A 16,233-nucleotide genomic window follows, 5' to 3' on the forward strand; every position below is an offset into this window, starting at 1 on the left:
CGACATGAAATGGTCGGAGATAAGTATCCATACTACAAATGAAGCAGTTGAACCGATTACGAATATTTTATATGAAGCGGGAGCTAGTGGGGTTGTCATTGAGGATTCCTTTGAACTTGTAAAAAAGCGGGAAGATCGTTTTGGGGAAATTTATAATTTAAATCCGGATGATTACCCAAATGAAGGTGTCATAGTAAAAGCGTATTTGCCCGTTAATAGTTTTTTAGGCGAAACGGTGGAAGAAATAAAAAGCGCGATAAATAATTTAATATTATACAATTTTGATCTAGGTATGAATCAAGTTACGATTAGTGAAGTAAATGATGAAGAATGGGCAACTGCATGGAAAAAATATTATCATCCTGTTAAAATCTCAAGCAAATTTACGATCGTACCTACTTGGGAACAATATGAACCAGTTACGACGGATGAACATATTATCGAATTGGACCCTGGGATGGCTTTTGGAACAGGAACTCACCCAACAACTGTAATGAGTATTCAAGCGCTCGAAAGAATAGTGAAAAATGGGGATCTTGTTATCGATGTTGGAACTGGATCAGGTGTATTAAGTATCGCCGCCAGTATGCTTGGTGCTGAAAAAGTATTAGCTCTAGACTTAGATGAGGTGGCTGTGCAAACAGCGAAAATTAACATAAAATTAAATAAAGTAAATGAACAGATAGACATATTCCAAAACAATTTATTAGATGGTATTGAACAGAAAGCGAATGTGATTGTTGCTAATATATTAGCGGAAGTAATTGTACGATTTGCGGACGATGCCTATCATTTGCTCGTCCCTGATGGCGTCTTTATTACATCAGGAATCATTAATTTAAAACGGCAAGAAGTCGAAGAAAAACTACTGCAAACAGGATTTAAAATTAAAGAGACTTTAGTGATGGAAGATTGGGTAACAATTATCGCTACAAAATAAATTGGCGGTGGACGTATGCAAAGATATTTCGTTAATGATGCAATAGATGAGAACTATATTCAACTAGCAGGCAATGATTATCATCATATTACCCGGGTAATGAGGATGACGATAGGAGATAAAATTTCTGTCGTCTTTTCTACTAAAGAGGTGGCTATTTGTAAAATAACTAAAATTGCGGACGATCACCTTCTTGCAAAAGTCCTTGAAAAATTCACAGAAGATAGAGAGCTGCCAGTTAATGTTACAATTGCATGTGGTTTATTAAAAGGTGAAAAATTCGATCTCGTAGTCCAAAAAGCTACAGAACTAGGTGTTCACAAGATAATACCTATTAGTTCGGAAAGAACGATCGTCAAATTAGATAATGAAAAAGCAAAAAAGCGGCAAGAGCGGTGGCGAAAAATCGCCAAAGAGGCGGCAGAACAATCGGAGAGGTTGGTAGTACCGTCCATTGATGTACCGAAATCAATCACAACTTTCATTTCTGAATGTGAAAAATATGATTATAAATTAGTTGCCTATGAAGAGGCAGGAAGAACGAATGAAAAGAATCAATTTTTCCAAACGTTGGAAAAGGTAACAAAAGATAATTCATTAGTATTAGTTATCGGACCTGAAGGAGGGTTATCCGAGTTAGAAGTAGAACAATTACAACTAGCTGGTTTTCTTCCTTGTGGACTTGGTCCTCGGATATTGCGGGCAGAAACTGCACCATTATATGCACTTTCCGCGATGTCATTTTATTTTGAATTAATGAGGTGATTTCATGAGCACTGTAGCATTTTATACTTTAGGATGCAAAGTTAATCATTACGAAACAGAAGCAATTTGGCAATTATTTAAAGAAAATGGGTATAACCGTGTTGACTTTGAAAAATTAGCTGATGTTTATGTTATTAACACTTGTACGGTAACGAATACTGGTGATAAAAAAAGTCGCCAAGTTATTCGGCGTGCGATTAGGAGAAATCCGGACGCAGTTATTTGTGTTACTGGCTGTTATGCCCAAACTTCTCCTGCAGAAATTTTAGCTATACCTGGTGTTGATATCGTTATTGGAACACAAGATCGTCCGAAGATGCTTACATATATTGAGCAATTTAAGCAAGAACGGACACCAATTAATGGCGTGAAAAATATTATGAAGAACCGCGTTTATGAAGAAATGGATGTACCTTCCTTTACAGATAGAACTCGCGCTTCTTTGAAAATACAAGAAGGTTGCAATAACTTTTGTACATTCTGTATTATTCCTTGGGCACGTGGATTAATGCGTTCTAGAAATCCACAAGATGTCATTACCCAAGCACAGCAACTAGTAGATGCTGGTTACCGGGAAATTGTTTTAACTGGTATTCATACTGGTGGATATGGACAGGATTTGAAAGATTACACTCTAGCAATGCTATTACAAGATTTAGAAGCACAAGTGAAAGGCTTAAAACGGATACGAATTTCCTCGATTGAAGCTAGTCAATTAACGGATGAAGTAATCGAGACGATAGAAAAATCAAATATTGTTGTGAGACATATGCATGTGCCACTACAATCCGGATCAGACACTGTATTAAAAAGAATGAGAAGAAAATATACGATGGCCGAGTTTGCTGAACGAATTAATAAATTAAAACAAGCAATGCCACAAGTGGCGATTACTTCAGATGTTATTGTCGGTTTTCCAGGGGAAACAGAGGAAGAATTTATGGAAACATACCGTTTTATTGAAGAACATAAATTTGCTGAACTTCACGTCTTTCCGTACTCAAAACGGACTGGTACCCCTGCGGCAAGAATGGAAGATCAAATTGATGAAGATGTGAAAAATGATCGCGTGCAACGGTTAATCGTCTTGTCTGATCAATTGGCGAAAGAGTATGCTTCCCAATTTGAAAATGAAGTGCTCGAAGTAATTCCAGAAGAAAAATATAAAGAGGATCCAAATAGCGGACTATATGAAGGATATTCTGATAATTACTTGAAAGTTGTTTTTCCTGCTACGGAAGATATGATTGGAAAAATTGTCCGCGTTAAAATTACGAAATCCGGTTATCCATATAATGAAGCTACATTTGTTCGTGTTATGGATGAGATAACATCGGAAGTAGGAGCTACAGCTTTATAAAAACGAATGAGTAAAAGACAAATCCATGAAACAGTCTAAGCCAAAAAAATTCGGTTCATGATCTGTATTGTGGAAATGTCTTTTTATTTTGTTACCATAAGATCTACTTTTGGAGCCGGCAAACTTTTTGATACTTGAAAATTCAATTTGACAAATAAAGTCATATGAGACATGATACAATCAGAATAAAATAAAAAGGAGTGATCCATTATGGATATCGCTAAGCTAATTGATCACACATTATTAAAACCAGAAGCAACGAAAACACAAATAGAAAAATTATGTGAAGAGGCAAAAGAATATCGTTTTGCATCAGTTTGTGTAAATCCAACATGGGTAAAACACGCAGCAAGTCTTTTGCAAAACACAGATGTGAAAGTCTGCACAGTTATCGGTTTTCCCCTCGGTGCCACTACATCAGAAACGAAAGCATTTGAAACAAGAAATGCAATTGAGCATGGTGCAGAGGAAATAGATATGGTAATCAATATTGGGAATTTAAAAAGTGGCGACTTCCATTTAGTACGAGACGATATTAAAGCAGTTGTAGAGGCAGCTAAACCTCATGCGTTAGTGAAGGTAATTATCGAATCTAGTTTATTAACAGACGAAGAAAAAGTGAAAGCATGTCAGCTTGCTGTCGAAGCTGGAGCAGATTTTGTAAAAACTTCCACTGGATTTTCAACTGGCGGGGCAACAGTCCAAGACATTGAATTAATGCGCAAAACAGTTGGACCAACAATTGGAGTAAAAGCATCTGGTGGTGTTCGCAGTGCAGAAGATGCAAAAAAAATGGTGGATGCTGGTGCTACGAGAATTGGGGCAAGTTCAGGAATTGCAATCGTACAAGGACTAACGGCAAATACAGACTACTAAAATTCTGTAAGGAGGAACCTGCATAGTGGCAAGTCCTCCTTTTTTTTATTTATGGACTCTTTGAATCATCTTCGCAAAGAAATGAGTAAATGGTAGGAATAATAATGATACTACTACATTGAAGATTACACTAGCATGGGCTAATTGTTGCTCAGGTACGAAAGATAAATCTTCCATTATTGAAGAAAACGGAATTAGGAAAGGTAAGAACAGGAACACTCCGATAAAATTAATCCAAATATGGGCATATGCTGTTTGTTTTGCTTCTTTTCCGCCGCCAATACTTGCGATATAAGCATCAAAGCACGTACCGATGTTTGCTCCTAAAACAATTCCTATTGCTGCAGGAAGCGAAAGAATATTAGCATGGATAAATCCCATTGCAATTCCTGTCATTGCAGTACTAGACTGAATAATAGCAGTTACAATACATCCGACGAGTACAGATAACATTAAATGTTCATTCATCTGTACGAATAGTTTAGCTAAATATTGATTTTCAGCCAGTGGAATTGCTAACTTCTCAAAACCAAACATCGCTAAAAAAATTGCTCCTAAACCGAATAGACAGAGACCGAGGCTACGAATGAAACTTTTTCTGAAAAAAATAAACAGTATTCCAGTTATTAACAAAGGAAATATGAACTCATCTGTCCCGTAGGCTAAAAACTCGACTGTCGCTGTTGTACCAATATTCGTTCCTAAAATGATCCCAATTGATTGGGGAAAGGACATTACACGTGCTGAAATAAGTCCAATAATAATAATCATCACCGCAGAGCTACTTTGCAAAATAATTGTTATAATTATACCAAACAAAAAACTTTTTAACGGGTTACTAGTGAATTTTAGTAACCATTGTTTCATTTTTTCACCGGATAAATGCATTAAACCGGTTCGCATTACAGTCATCCCACCAATGAATAAAAAAATATAAATAAAAAAGAAAACTATGGATAGCATGTCCTCACCTCAATGAATACATATGATTTAGAGAATAAAACATGCAAAAAAAAGAAAAACGGTCGAATTATTTTTAAACGGCAGTTGACCTAAATAAAACGTTATATTATAATTTTGTAGGTACATGGTATATTCATGTATCTGATATAAGGTGTTTTGTTCGGAGGGAGGGAAAGATATGACCAAAACAGTCGTTCGTAAAAATGAATCCCTAGATGATGCATTACGTCGCTTTAAACGTCAAGTATCAAAAACGGGTACTCTACAAGAAATCAGAAAACGCGAATTTTACGAAAAGCCAAGCGTAAAACGTAAGAAAAAGTCTGAAGCTGCTAGAAAACGGAAATGGTAAGAGGGTGTAGTTATTGAGTCTTCTTGAGCTTTTAAATGAAGATATGAAAGTTGCGATGAAGAACAAAGAAAAAGAAAAACTTTCTGTCATTCGGATGCTGAAAGCTGCTTTGCAAAACGAAGCAATTAAGCTTGGCAAACAAGGGTTATCTGAAGACGAAGAGTTGACTGTTCTTTCACGCGAAGTAAAACAACGAAAAGATTCCCTCCAAGAATTTGAAAACGCAGGTCGACAAGACTTAGCTGAAAAAATCAAAACAGAACTTACTTATGTCAGTGCGTATTTACCAAAACAATTAACTGAAGATGAATTAACAACTATTATTCAAGAAGCGATTAAAGAAGTTGGTGCTACTTCTAAAGCTGAAATGGGTAAAGTAATGGCTAAAATAATGCCAAAAGTAAAAGGTAAAGCTGACGGCTCCATCGTTAACAAATTAGTACAAAAAGAGTTGTCATAACTCATACCATACAAAAAAGAGACGGAATGAAACAATCTTTCAACCCGTCTCTTTTTGCATTTTCCACGAAGGTATGTACTTTCTCCTAAGTTAGTGCTATCACCTATAAAGAGCGGAGGGTTAGAAAAAAATACATTTTCTGAATTTATTTGTTATAATTATTTTGAAACATATATTTTCTTCATTCGTATATACTTTTAGCTCCAAAATAAAAATATAGAAGGGAGGCTATCGTATGCGGAAATTTTTTCGCACCATTTTATTGATTACACTGTTATTTCCTCTCGCAATTATCCCTTATCAAGTCGTCAAAGGAAATAATGATATCGTATATTATGTCCCGTTGGAAAATGAAGTTGAGCAAGGTTTGAGCCACTTTTTAGAAAGAGCGATAAAAACAGCGGAAAAAGATGGTGCAAAGGCAATTATTTTTGAGATTCATACCCCTGGCGGAAGGGTCGATTCTGCGGATGATATTGCAAAATTATTAAATGGAACAGAGCTTAAAACAATTGGTTTTATTAATCAAAATGCTTATTCGGCTGGTGCCTATATTTCTTTATATATGGATGAGATATATATGGTACCGTCTGGAAAAATGGGTTCCGCTGCTGTCATCACCCAAGATGGGAATGCAGCAGACCAGAAGGCGCAGTCAGCTTGGCTTGCTTCGATGAAAGCAGCTGCAGAGTCAGGCGGAAAAGATCCAGTTTATGCAATGGCGATGGCTGATGATTCGATTGATTTACCTAAGTATGGAGCTCCAAAAGGTAAATTATTAACTTTAACGGCAAGCCAAGCGGTAGAAGTTGGTTATGCCAATGGAATTGTTAATAATAGAGAAGAGTTACTTAAAACATTGCAATTTGAAAATGCGGAAATCCGTGATTTAGAGACAACATTTGCAGAGGATTTAGCAAGATTTTTAACTAATCCAATTGTCGTACCGATTTTATTATCGATTGGCAGCTTAGGTCTCGTATTAGAATTATATTCTCCAGGTTTTGGTATTCCTGGGTATATGGGGATTGTATCGTTGTTATTGTATTTTTATGGGCATTATATAGCCGGTTTTGCAGGATATGAATCAGTAATATTGCTAGTTTTGGGAATCATACTACTAATACTAGAACTGTTTATACCTGGGGGGATTGCTGGTTTTCTTGGATTGGGTGCGATTGTATTTTCAATTCTCCTTGCAGGCGAAAATGTGATCCATACAGGAATTAGTTTATTAGTTGCAATAACAATTGCAATATTTGCGATGGTGATATTAATGAAAATTTTTGGGAAAAAAATGCGTCTTTTAAATAAAATTGTACTTCGAGATGCAACGACCACTGAAGAAGGTTACGTATCAAACCGGACTAGAACCGATTTATTAGGTAAGGTGGCTACAACAATTACACCTTTAAGGCCTTCCGGCACTATTCAAATAGATGATGAAAGAGTTGATGCAGTATCAGAAGGCAATTTTATCAATGTTAATAAAAAAGTGAAAGTAGTAAAAGTTGAAGGTGTCCGAATAGTTGTACGTGAAATGAATGAAGAAAATGATTAAATGGTAAATTTATTAGTTAATCGTTGAAGCATTATGCTAAGTTATGTACAATTTAACTATATTTCTAATAAGAGGAGGAAAAACGAATGCCAGATGGTATTGATATTTTATTTATTATTTTTGTTGCAGCAGGAATAATTTTATTAGCAGTAATTTTATCATTTGTTCCTGTCATGCTCTGGATTTCGGCCTTAGCGGCAGGAGTCAGAATTAATATATTCACATTAATTGGGATGAGATTAAGAAGGGTTATTCCAAGTCGGGTTATTAATCCGTTAATTAAAGCACATAAAGCAGGAATTGATGTAGGCATTAATCAGCTGGAAAGCCATTATTTAGCAGGTGGTAATGTCGATCGAGTTGTCAATGCTTTAATCGCAGCGCAAAGGGCGAATATTGAATTAACTTTTGAACGTTGTGCAGCAATTGATCTAGCTGGACGAGATGTGCTAGAAGCAGTTCAAATGAGTGTTAACCCGAAAGTTATCGAAACACCATTCATCTCTGGGGTTGCAATGGATGGTATTGAAGTAAAGGCGAAAGCAAGAATTACTGTACGTGCTAATATTGACAGACTTGTCGGTGGAGCAGGGGAAGAAACGGTAATCGCTCGTGTTGGTGAAGGGATTGTTTCGACGATTGGTTCTTCTGATAATCATAAAAAAGTACTAGAAAATCCAGATTTGATATCACATACTGTTTTGAAAAAAGGTTTGGATGCTGGTACAGCATTTGAAATATTATCGATTGATATAGCTGACGTTGATATCGGTAAAAATATTGGCGCGATTTTACAAACAGACCAAGCTGAGGCTGACAAGAAAATCGCCCAAGCGAAAGCGGAAGAACGCCGAGCAATGGCTGTAGCTCGTGAACAAGAGATGATAGCTCAAGTCCAAGAAATGAGAGCAAAGGTAGTTGAAGCAGAAGCAGAAGTACCTCTTGCAATGGCGGAAGCATTTAGAACTGGTAATTTAGGTGTAATGGATTATATGAATTACCGCAATATTCAAGCAGATACGAAAATGCGTGAGTCTATTAGCCAAGCAGAAGTGAATTCAGACGATGAAGAACAGAAATAATGAAGGGTGGTTTCACTCTTGAACTTGATAGATTTTTTGCTAGATAATATTGTCTTAGTGTTCATCGTTATCGGTGGTATCTTTTCATTCTTTAACAGAATGGCGGAAGAAAATAAAAAGAATCAACAACCTCCAGCCAAACCAGTGCGAAGAGATGATGCAGGAGCAAATCAAGAGGAGAAACATAGTGACTTTCCTCCATTCTTGAAAAAAATAGAGCAACAAATTGAAATGGCGAAGGAACAATTGGAAAAACGGACATCAATCCCGTTGGATAGACCGCAGACTAGTTCAGTGGAGGAAACGAAATCAGAACAGGATTCACGCCCAACTTTTGAGGGATTGCCTATTGATAACATTGTTAATTACAACGAAGTTTCAAACATTAATGAAAGTCCTGTGCTGGGTGAAATGAATTCATTAACTCGGACTCCATCAAGCGAATCAAGTTTTAAGAAAATGGATCGAAAGGTAAGTAAGAATAAAATTAGAGAAGCAATTATTTGGTCCGAAATAATAGGTCCACCAAGAGCAAAACGCTCTCTCCATTCGAAACATTAAAAACAGAATAGAAAAGATGTGCTATTCCCCCTTTTTGGCTCATAAATATGAGTTGAAAGGGGGTTCTTTTATGGCCAAAAAATGGAGTCAGAAAATACGAAATTGGATTACCAATCAACTGGATCTCCCGGAAGATGTCATGATGGATTTCCCCCGGATAACGATGGTTGGGCAGATCCATATTTACATAGAAAATCATAAAGGATTATTAACGTTTTCCGATAATGAAATCCGGATCATGTTAAGTCACGGTCAATTACTTGTTAAAGGAGAGTCCTTTGTAATTAAAACAATTTTGCCTGAAGAGCTGCTGTTAGAAGGTAAAATTGAAAAAGTACTATTTATTACAAAGTAGTTGGGAGGAAATTATGAAGAACTTATGGGTTAGAAAACTGGCAGGTCATATTACGGTAAAAATAACGGGTAATGGTGTTGAACGGTTTATTAACAAGTTAATTCGCGAAAAAATAGTTATTTGGAATGTAAAACGGCTTGATTATGAAGCCGTTACATTTCAAATGTTTGTCAAAGATTTCCAAAAGTTGCGAGAAGCTAAACGATATCATCCAGTAAAAATTGCTTTTGTGGAAAAGGCTGGATTTCCATATTTCCTCAAAAGATTAAAGAAAAATAATAGTTTTGTTATCGGAACAGTACTTGCACTTTTGACAATCTTTATCTTATCGAACATGATTTGGCATATTGAAATTAATGGTGCTCAACCAGAGACTGCTTTTAAAATTGAACAGCTGTTAAAGGAAAAGGGAGTGAAGAAAGGGCAGTTGCAATTTTTTCTTGACAGCCCAGAACAAATTCAGCAATATATAACGAAGCAATTAGATGAAATAACGTGGATTGGAGTAGAATTAAAAGGGACAACCTTTCATTTCCAAGTAGTAGAAAAGGAACGACCCGAACCTCCAGAAAAAACCTCACCACAACACTTAGTAGCAAAAAAAGAAGCAATAATAGTGGATTTATTTGTCGAAAAGGGACAACCACTAGTTTCCGTTAATGACTTTGTCCGTCCTGGTCAAATATTAGTATCAGGGATGATTGGTAAGGAAGAGGAACCAAACATTATTTCAGCGAAAGGAAAAATATTAGGAAAAACTTGGTACAAAACAGAAACAGAAATTGAATTAAAGACGACAGTATCTGTATTATCGGGGGAGAAGAAAGTATTTCACTCTTTTAACTTAGGGAGTATTAACATCCCATTATACGGTTTTAAAAAGCCAGAATATAAGAAAACGGAAGTGGAGACTTCTAAAAAAAGCTTTAAATTTTTAAAATGGACACTACCGATTTCATACACAAAAAAAACCATTTATGAGAAAGAGGAATATGTGAAAACATATAGTGAAAAGGAAGCGAAAGAAATGGCTAAGCAATTAGCGAAAAAAGATTTACTAAAAACCCTTCCTAGCAATGCAAAAATTGTGAATGAAAAAATTTTGCATGAAAAGGTTGATAATGGTAAATTAAAACTATCGGTAATTTATGATGTAATTGAAAATATTGTGAAAGAACAGCCAATCATCGAAAATTGAGGAGTGTTGTCATTATTGAATACAGTTGACTTACAATTAGACCATTTAGAAAACCCTGTTCAACTTTTCGGGATATCCGACAGTCATTTAAAGATGTTGGAACAAGAACTGTCTGTGTCGATTATTACCCGCGGTGAAGTAGTGAAAATTTCTGGAGAAGATGAAAACGCCCAATTAGCTGCAACGATTATTACTACTTTGGCTAAATTAGTAAATAAAGGAATTCAAATAAGTTCGCGGGATATAATGTTAGCGGTACAAATGGGAAAAAAGGGGACAATCGAATACTTTGGTGATTTATATAAAGAAGAGATTACCAAAAATGCTAAAGGCAAATCCATTAGGGTAAAGACTTTAGGACAAAGAAATTACGTCGAGGCAATGAAGCAAAATGATTTAGTTTTTGGAATTGGTCCTGCTGGTACCGGAAAAACTTACTTAGCAGTTGTGCTTGCTGTTCACGCGTTAAAAAATAATACAGTCAAACGAATCATATTAACTCGACCAGCTGTTGAAGCAGGAGAAAGCTTAGGTTTTTTACCAGGGGATTTAAAGGAAAAAGTAGATCCTTATTTACGTCCTTTATACGATGCGCTACACGATGTTTTAGGTCAAGAACATACGCAAAGACTAATAGAACGTGGAACTATCGAAATAGCGCCACTCGCTTATATGCGAGGAAGAACTTTAGACGATGCTTTCGTAATTTTAGATGAAGCACAAAATACGACGAAGGCGCAAATGAAAATGTTTCTAACTCGACTTGGCTTCGGTTCAAAGATGGTGATTACAGGGGATCGTACCCAAATTGACTTACCGAAAGGAATTCAATCAGGACTCATCTCGGTGGAAGAAATCTTAAAAAATATTCCAGGAATTAAATTTATATATTTAGAACAAGGTGATGTAGTAAGACATCCGTTAGTAGCAAAAATAATTCAAGCGTATGATGAGCAAAACGGGTTATAGCTTAGACCGTCTTTCTCTTATTCCTTTTGCTTTGCTCTATGTAGGGTATTTATGCCTTACTGAAAGGAAATTTTATCACCATAAAGAAAATCTTTGGTCCGTATTTTTACGGGCCATTTTTGTTGTCTAAAGAAAAAACTGGTAAAATAAAAATAAAGAGAAAAAACACATGAAAATTTTAGCAAAAATTGTTATTATTATAGATATTTATCTTTTTTATAGAAAAATTAATTTCTATCTAGGTTTATTATTGTCAGGGGTGAAGAAAAAATGTGGAAACGTATGTCTCAAGTTATAGTAAAAATTTCACACGGTAAAATTTTTCAGGTTATTTTATTGGTGATTATCGGTGCGACTTTATTTATGTCCATGTATAGTAATGTAAAACCTGAAAAATTAGATGTAACCCCGTTTTCCATTGCAGAGCAAACGATACGATCCCCTTTTACAGTTGAGGACGAGGAAAATACAGAAAAGAAGCGTAAAGAAGCGTCAGAACAAGTTCAAGATGTGTATGTAGTTAATCAGGATTTAGTGAAAAATCAAGTAGACTTAGTTAGTTCCATCTTTGATGCAATTATTGATGTGAAAGATGAAGTGCAAGAGTTAATAGAGAATTCGCAAACAATGGATGACGAAGAAGCGAAAACGGTTCGAGAACCGAGTATGGCGGAAAAAATTTCAATGTTAAAAGAAAAATTACCGGACTCCATTATGAATGATTTGTCACATTCAACGATAACATCTTTATTGAATGCAACGAAGAGTCAATTAATCATCGCTAAAGATACTACTATTACCGCTGTCAATCATGCGATGACGAGAAGAATTCCTGCAGATCAAGTGGAGAATTCAAAAAAGCGGGTAGAAGATGAAATTCGTCTAACAGCATTAGCTAACGATATTAAAAATGCAAGTATTGAGTTAGGTCGTTACGCAATCATTCAAAACGAATTTTATGATCCAGTAAAGACAGAAGAGTTAAGAAAACAAGCGGTCGAGAGTGTGGAGCCGGTAAGAATATTACAAGGACAAATTATTGTTGAACAAGGTCAACTCGTTAGCAATGAAATATATCGACAATTACAGTTACTAGGACTTTTAAAAACAGACTATTCCGTGAAGCCTTTTGTTGGGGTAATTATTTTTATATTAATCATGGTTAGTTTTTTATATTTTTATTTTCGCGATGGAAATAAAATGGAAAAGAACAAACCGAATGAATTAATAATATTTAGCTTTATTTTTATTATTTCGTTAATTTTAATGAAAATGTTGAGTTTGATTCAACCTAGTTCTTTTGAGGTTACATTTATTTTTCCCGCAGCTATGGGGGCAATGCTACTGAAGATTTTATTAAACGAACGAATTTCCATTATTAGTACCATTTTATTGGCGGCAGTTTCAACGATTATTTTTAATAATGAGTCTTCAGGGAGCTTTCATATTACTGCAGGTTTGTATGTGCTTTTTAGTGGGATTAGTGGTTTACTATTTTTGACAAAAGAGAATCATCGTTCTAAAATATTCCAGGCAGGTTTATTCGTCTCAGCCATTAATATCATTTTAATTATTGCTTTGCTTTTCATTCCTAATTCACAATTAACAAATCTACAATACGGAAATTACTTGTTAATGGGTCTAGGATCAGGAGTCGGTTCTGCCGTACTTACGATTGGGTTTTTACCGTTTTTTGAGGCAGGCTTTGGGATTTTATCAACGATGAAACTAATCGAATTATCTAACCCAAATCATCCATTATTAAAGAAAATATTAACGGAAGCACCAGGTACGTACCATCATAGTGTTATGGTCGCTAATTTAGCAGATGCAGCTTGTTCAGCGATTGGCGCCAATGGGTTGTTAGCACGTGTAGGCTGTTATTATCATGATATTGGCAAAACGGTGCGACCGAATTTTTTCATTGAAAATCAAATGAATATTACGAATCCCCACGATAACTTATCACCAGAAGTGAGCAAAGATATTATTGTTAGTCATGTTACTGATGGGGTAGAAATATTACAAAAAAATAGGATGCCGCAAGAAATTATTGACATCGCCAAACAGCATCATGGAACAACGTTAATTAAATATTTTTATTATAAAGCGAAAGAATCAGGGCAGGATGTTAATGAAAACGAGTATCGCTATCCTGGGCCGAAGCCACAAACGAAGGAATCAGCAATTGTCAGTATTGCAGATAGTGTGGAAGCGGCAGTAAGATCGATGACAGATCCTAATCAGGAAAAAATTGAGCAATTAGTTACTAGCATCATTACGGACCGAATAAATGATCAGCAGTTAAATGAGTGTGATATAACGTTAAAAGAACTTGAAATAATTGGTCAAACATTATGTGAAACATTACATGGAATATTCCATAATCGTATTAAATACCCAGAAATGGAGAAGGAAAAGGGGAAAGGTCAATGACATTAGTAATTGATTTCCTGGATGAAACAAATAGTATTAGTGAGTCAGAACAGAGGCAAATATTGTCGCTTTTGAGTTTAGCAGCGAAAAAAGAAAATGTCGAAAATGAATCTGAAGTATCACTTATCTTCGTTAATAATGAACGCATCCAAGAAATAAACAAGGAATATCGAAAAAAAGACTATCCTACAGATGTTATTTCTTTCGCTCTTGAGGAGCAAACGCCAGATGAAATTACTATCATCGGGGGCGATATGCCACGGATTTTAGGTGATATTATCATCTCCGTTCCGAAAGCGAAAGAACAAGCAGAAGAATATGGTCATTCTTTCATGCGTGAATTAGGATTTCTAGCTGTCCACGGTTTTTTACATTTATTAGGATACGATCATGAAACAGATGCTGATGAAAAGATCATGTTCGGGAAGCAAGAAGAAATTTTAAATGAATTGGGATTGTTTCGGTAGAGGTTAGCGATGAAAAGACTACTTTACTCATTTCGCTTTGCTTCGGAAGGGTTAGTGACCGCTTTAAAAACAGAAAAAAATATAAAAATCCACCTTACTGCAGCATTTGTTGTAATTTTATTTGGTTTATATGTTCAGTTATCAAGATTAGAATGGTTGTTTATTTGTTTATCCATTGGCGGAATGTTCACTACAGAACTCTTGAATACAGCTATTGAAAGAACAGTGGACTTGTATGGGAAAGATTTTCACCCGCTCGCAAAGCAAGCAAAAGATATCGCTGCCTCGGCATGCCTTATTTTTGCATTAACGACAGTAATAATCGGGTTAGTAATCTTCGTACCAAAAATTACTAGCCTATAATGAGCGAAATAGCGTTTCGGTTAAACATCGTTGAACATAAGATACATATAAGCTGTACGAGAAAAATCTTAATAAAATTATACGCTTGGAAACGTTAACAAATCATTGTTTTTATAGTAAAATTAAAAATACAAAATATTAGGGGGAATAATCGTGATAACAGAAAACCAATTAATTGAAGAAGCAAAAAAAGCAAGAGAATTAGCATACGTACCATACTCCAAATTCCCGGTAGGTGCTGCCCTTTTAACGAAAGATGGGAAAGTGTATCATGGTTGTAATATTGAAAATGCTGCCTACAGTATGTGTAACTGTGCAGAACGGACCGCTTTCTTTAAGGCAATCTCCGAGGGTGATAAAGATTTCTCTATGTTGGCAGTGGTAGCTGACACAGATCGTCCTTGTTCCCCTTGTGGTGCATGCCGCCAAGTAATTTCTGAATTTTGTTCGAAAGACATGAAAGTTATCTTAACTAATTTAAAAGGTGATGTGCTTGAAACAACAGTAGAGGGCTTATTACCAGGAGCTTTTAACGCGGAGGATATGGATGAGTAACGAAGCAAATTATAAATCAGGATTTATTACAATTATAGGACGACCAAATGTCGGCAAGTCTACTTTCTTAAACCATGTTATCGGTCAAAAAATTGCCATTATGAGCGATAAGCCACAAACAACTAGGAATAAAATTCAAGGAGTGCTAACGAGAGAACATTCACAAATGGTTTTTATTGATACTCCAGGAATTCATAAGCCAAAATCGAAGTTGGGCGACTTCATGATGAAAGTAGCAACGAATACATTAAACGAAGTGGATCTAATCTTACTAATGGTCAATGCAACGGAACGATTCGGACGGGGTGAAGAATTTATAATTGAAAAACTAAAAGGAATTAATACACCCGTGTTTTTAATTATTAATAAAATTGACTTAGTACATCCAGATGAACTGTTAGAAATCATTGACCAATATAAAGATAAATTTACCTTCAAAGAAATTGTACCAATATCCGCCTTACAAGGTAATAATGTAGAAAATTTGTTGACGACTATTCAACAATATTTACCTGAAGGACCGCAATATTACCCTAACGATCAAGTAACCGACCATCCGGAACGTTTTATTATTTCTGAGTTTATTCGTGAAAAAGTACTACAATTGACGAGGGAAGAAGTTCCACATTCTATCGCCGTAATCATTGAAAAAATTGCAAATGAAGATAATAAAGTTCATATAATGGCGGCAATTATTGTCGAGCGCAATTCCCAAAAAGGGATAATAATCGGCAAGCAAGGTGGAATGCTTAAAGAAATAGGAACGAGAGCAAGAAAGGATATAGAAAACTTGCTCGGTTCAAAAGTTTATTTGGAATTATGGGTGAAAGTACAAAAGGATTGGCGCAATAAAGTAAATAACTTGAAAGAATTTGGCTACCGTGAAGATGAGTATTAATCATTTCATCTGACTTTAAAAATATGCGGCTAAATTATGCATTTATCTTTTTGACAAATTTTTCGTTAAATG

Annotated in this window: 18 protein-coding genes; 17 read left to right on the top strand and 1 reads right to left on the bottom strand. The window is 35.6% G+C overall.

Features of this window, described 5'->3' with window-relative positions; genetic code table 11:
* The first annotated feature begins 4 nt into the window (after nucleotides 1-4).
* From prmA to deoC, 4 genes are all read left to right on the top strand, one after another.
* A complete protein-coding gene (gene prmA, locus BN1242_RS10910; RefSeq protein WP_062355719.1) occupies nucleotides 5-940 on the top strand; it encodes a 50S ribosomal protein L11 methyltransferase in 936 nt (311 codons plus the stop codon).
* Nucleotides 941-955: 15 nt separating this feature from the next.
* Nucleotides 956-1,705 (top strand): 16S rRNA (uracil(1498)-N(3))-methyltransferase, encoded by a 750-nt coding sequence (locus BN1242_RS10915; RefSeq protein ID WP_062355722.1) that lies wholly within the window; start codon nucleotides 956-958, stop codon nucleotides 1,703-1,705.
* Nucleotides 1,706-1,709: 4 nt separating this feature from the next.
* Nucleotides 1,710-3,065 (top strand): tRNA (N(6)-L-threonylcarbamoyladenosine(37)-C(2))-methylthiotransferase MtaB, encoded by a 1,356-nt coding sequence (gene mtaB / locus BN1242_RS10920; protein ID WP_062355725.1) that lies wholly within the window; start codon nucleotides 1,710-1,712, stop codon nucleotides 3,063-3,065.
* 210 nt (nucleotides 3,066-3,275) lie between these two features.
* A complete protein-coding gene (gene deoC / locus BN1242_RS10925; RefSeq protein WP_062355728.1) occupies nucleotides 3,276-3,941 on the top strand; it encodes a deoxyribose-phosphate aldolase in 666 nt (221 codons plus the stop codon).
* 45 nt (nucleotides 3,942-3,986) lie between these two features.
* Here deoC and BN1242_RS10930 read toward each other — a convergent pair whose 3' ends face one another.
* The gene (locus BN1242_RS10930) at nucleotides 3,987-4,904 is read right to left on the bottom strand and encodes a Na/Pi symporter (RefSeq protein ID WP_062355731.1); all 918 of its coding nucleotides are present in this window, start codon (nucleotides 4,902-4,904) and stop codon (nucleotides 3,987-3,989) included.
* Nucleotides 4,905-5,082: 178 nt separating this feature from the next.
* On the opposite strand from BN1242_RS10930, the gene rpsU reads away from it, so the two are divergent.
* From rpsU to era, 13 genes are all read left to right on the top strand, one after another.
* Nucleotides 5,083-5,256: a 30S ribosomal protein S21 gene (gene rpsU / locus BN1242_RS10935; protein WP_062355734.1), complete on the top strand. Its 174-nt coding sequence runs from the start codon at nucleotides 5,083-5,085 to the stop codon at nucleotides 5,254-5,256.
* Between the two features lie 13 nt (nucleotides 5,257-5,269).
* Nucleotides 5,270-5,716 carry a GatB/YqeY domain-containing protein gene (locus tag BN1242_RS10940; RefSeq protein WP_062355737.1) on the top strand — a complete coding sequence of 149 codons (447 nt, stop codon included), beginning with the start codon at nucleotides 5,270-5,272 and terminating at the stop codon, nucleotides 5,714-5,716.
* A 235-nt stretch (nucleotides 5,717-5,951) separates the two neighbouring features.
* Complete coding sequence (locus BN1242_RS10945; RefSeq protein WP_062355740.1) at nucleotides 5,952-7,277, top strand: NfeD family protein; 1,326 nt, start codon at nucleotides 5,952-5,954, stop codon at nucleotides 7,275-7,277.
* Between the two features lie 86 nt (nucleotides 7,278-7,363).
* Nucleotides 7,364-8,359, top strand: a complete 996-nt coding sequence (gene floA / locus BN1242_RS10950) for a flotillin-like protein FloA (protein ID WP_062355743.1) — start codon at nucleotides 7,364-7,366, stop codon at nucleotides 8,357-8,359.
* An 18-nt stretch (nucleotides 8,360-8,377) separates the two neighbouring features.
* Nucleotides 8,378-8,920 carry a hypothetical protein gene (locus tag BN1242_RS10955; RefSeq protein WP_062355746.1) on the top strand — a complete coding sequence of 181 codons (543 nt, stop codon included), beginning with the start codon at nucleotides 8,378-8,380 and terminating at the stop codon, nucleotides 8,918-8,920.
* Nucleotides 8,921-8,990: 70 nt separating this feature from the next.
* Nucleotides 8,991-9,275: a sporulation protein YqfC gene (yqfC, locus tag BN1242_RS10960; protein WP_062355749.1), complete on the top strand. Its 285-nt coding sequence runs from the start codon at nucleotides 8,991-8,993 to the stop codon at nucleotides 9,273-9,275.
* A gap of 13 nt (nucleotides 9,276-9,288) precedes the next feature.
* Nucleotides 9,289-10,473 (top strand): sporulation protein YqfD, encoded by a 1,185-nt coding sequence (gene yqfD / locus BN1242_RS10965; RefSeq protein ID WP_062357005.1) that lies wholly within the window; start codon nucleotides 9,289-9,291, stop codon nucleotides 10,471-10,473.
* Nucleotides 10,474-10,488: 15 nt separating this feature from the next.
* Complete coding sequence (locus BN1242_RS10970; RefSeq protein WP_420806025.1) at nucleotides 10,489-11,442, top strand: PhoH family protein; 954 nt, start codon at nucleotides 10,489-10,491, stop codon at nucleotides 11,440-11,442.
* A 270-nt stretch (nucleotides 11,443-11,712) separates the two neighbouring features.
* Nucleotides 11,713-13,878, top strand: coding sequence for an HD family phosphohydrolase (locus tag BN1242_RS10975; RefSeq protein WP_062355755.1), 2,166 nt, complete (start codon nucleotides 11,713-11,715; stop codon nucleotides 13,876-13,878).
* Nucleotides 13,875-14,345, top strand: coding sequence for an rRNA maturation RNase YbeY (gene ybeY, locus BN1242_RS10980; RefSeq protein ID WP_062355758.1), 471 nt, complete (start codon nucleotides 13,875-13,877; stop codon nucleotides 14,343-14,345). The genes BN1242_RS10975 and ybeY overlap by 4 nt, the downstream gene beginning before the upstream one ends.
* A 9-nt stretch (nucleotides 14,346-14,354) precedes the next feature.
* A complete protein-coding gene (locus tag BN1242_RS10985; RefSeq protein WP_062355762.1) occupies nucleotides 14,355-14,708 on the top strand; it encodes a diacylglycerol kinase family protein in 354 nt (117 codons plus the stop codon).
* Between the two features lie 156 nt (nucleotides 14,709-14,864).
* Complete coding sequence (locus tag BN1242_RS10990; protein ID WP_062357009.1) at nucleotides 14,865-15,263, top strand: cytidine deaminase; 399 nt, start codon at nucleotides 14,865-14,867, stop codon at nucleotides 15,261-15,263.
* Entirely contained in the window at nucleotides 15,256-16,161 is a 906-nt protein-coding gene (gene era, locus BN1242_RS10995) for a GTPase Era (RefSeq protein WP_062355765.1), read from the top strand. Before BN1242_RS10990 ends, era begins: the two co-directional genes overlap by 8 nt.
* The last annotated feature ends 72 nt before the right edge of the window (nucleotides 16,162-16,233 follow it).

It is taken from the genome of Bacillus kwashiorkori (genome assembly GCF_001375515.1).
GTDB classification, from domain to species: domain Bacteria; phylum Bacillota; class Bacilli; order Bacillales; family Caldibacillaceae; genus Bacillus_BK; species Bacillus_BK kwashiorkori.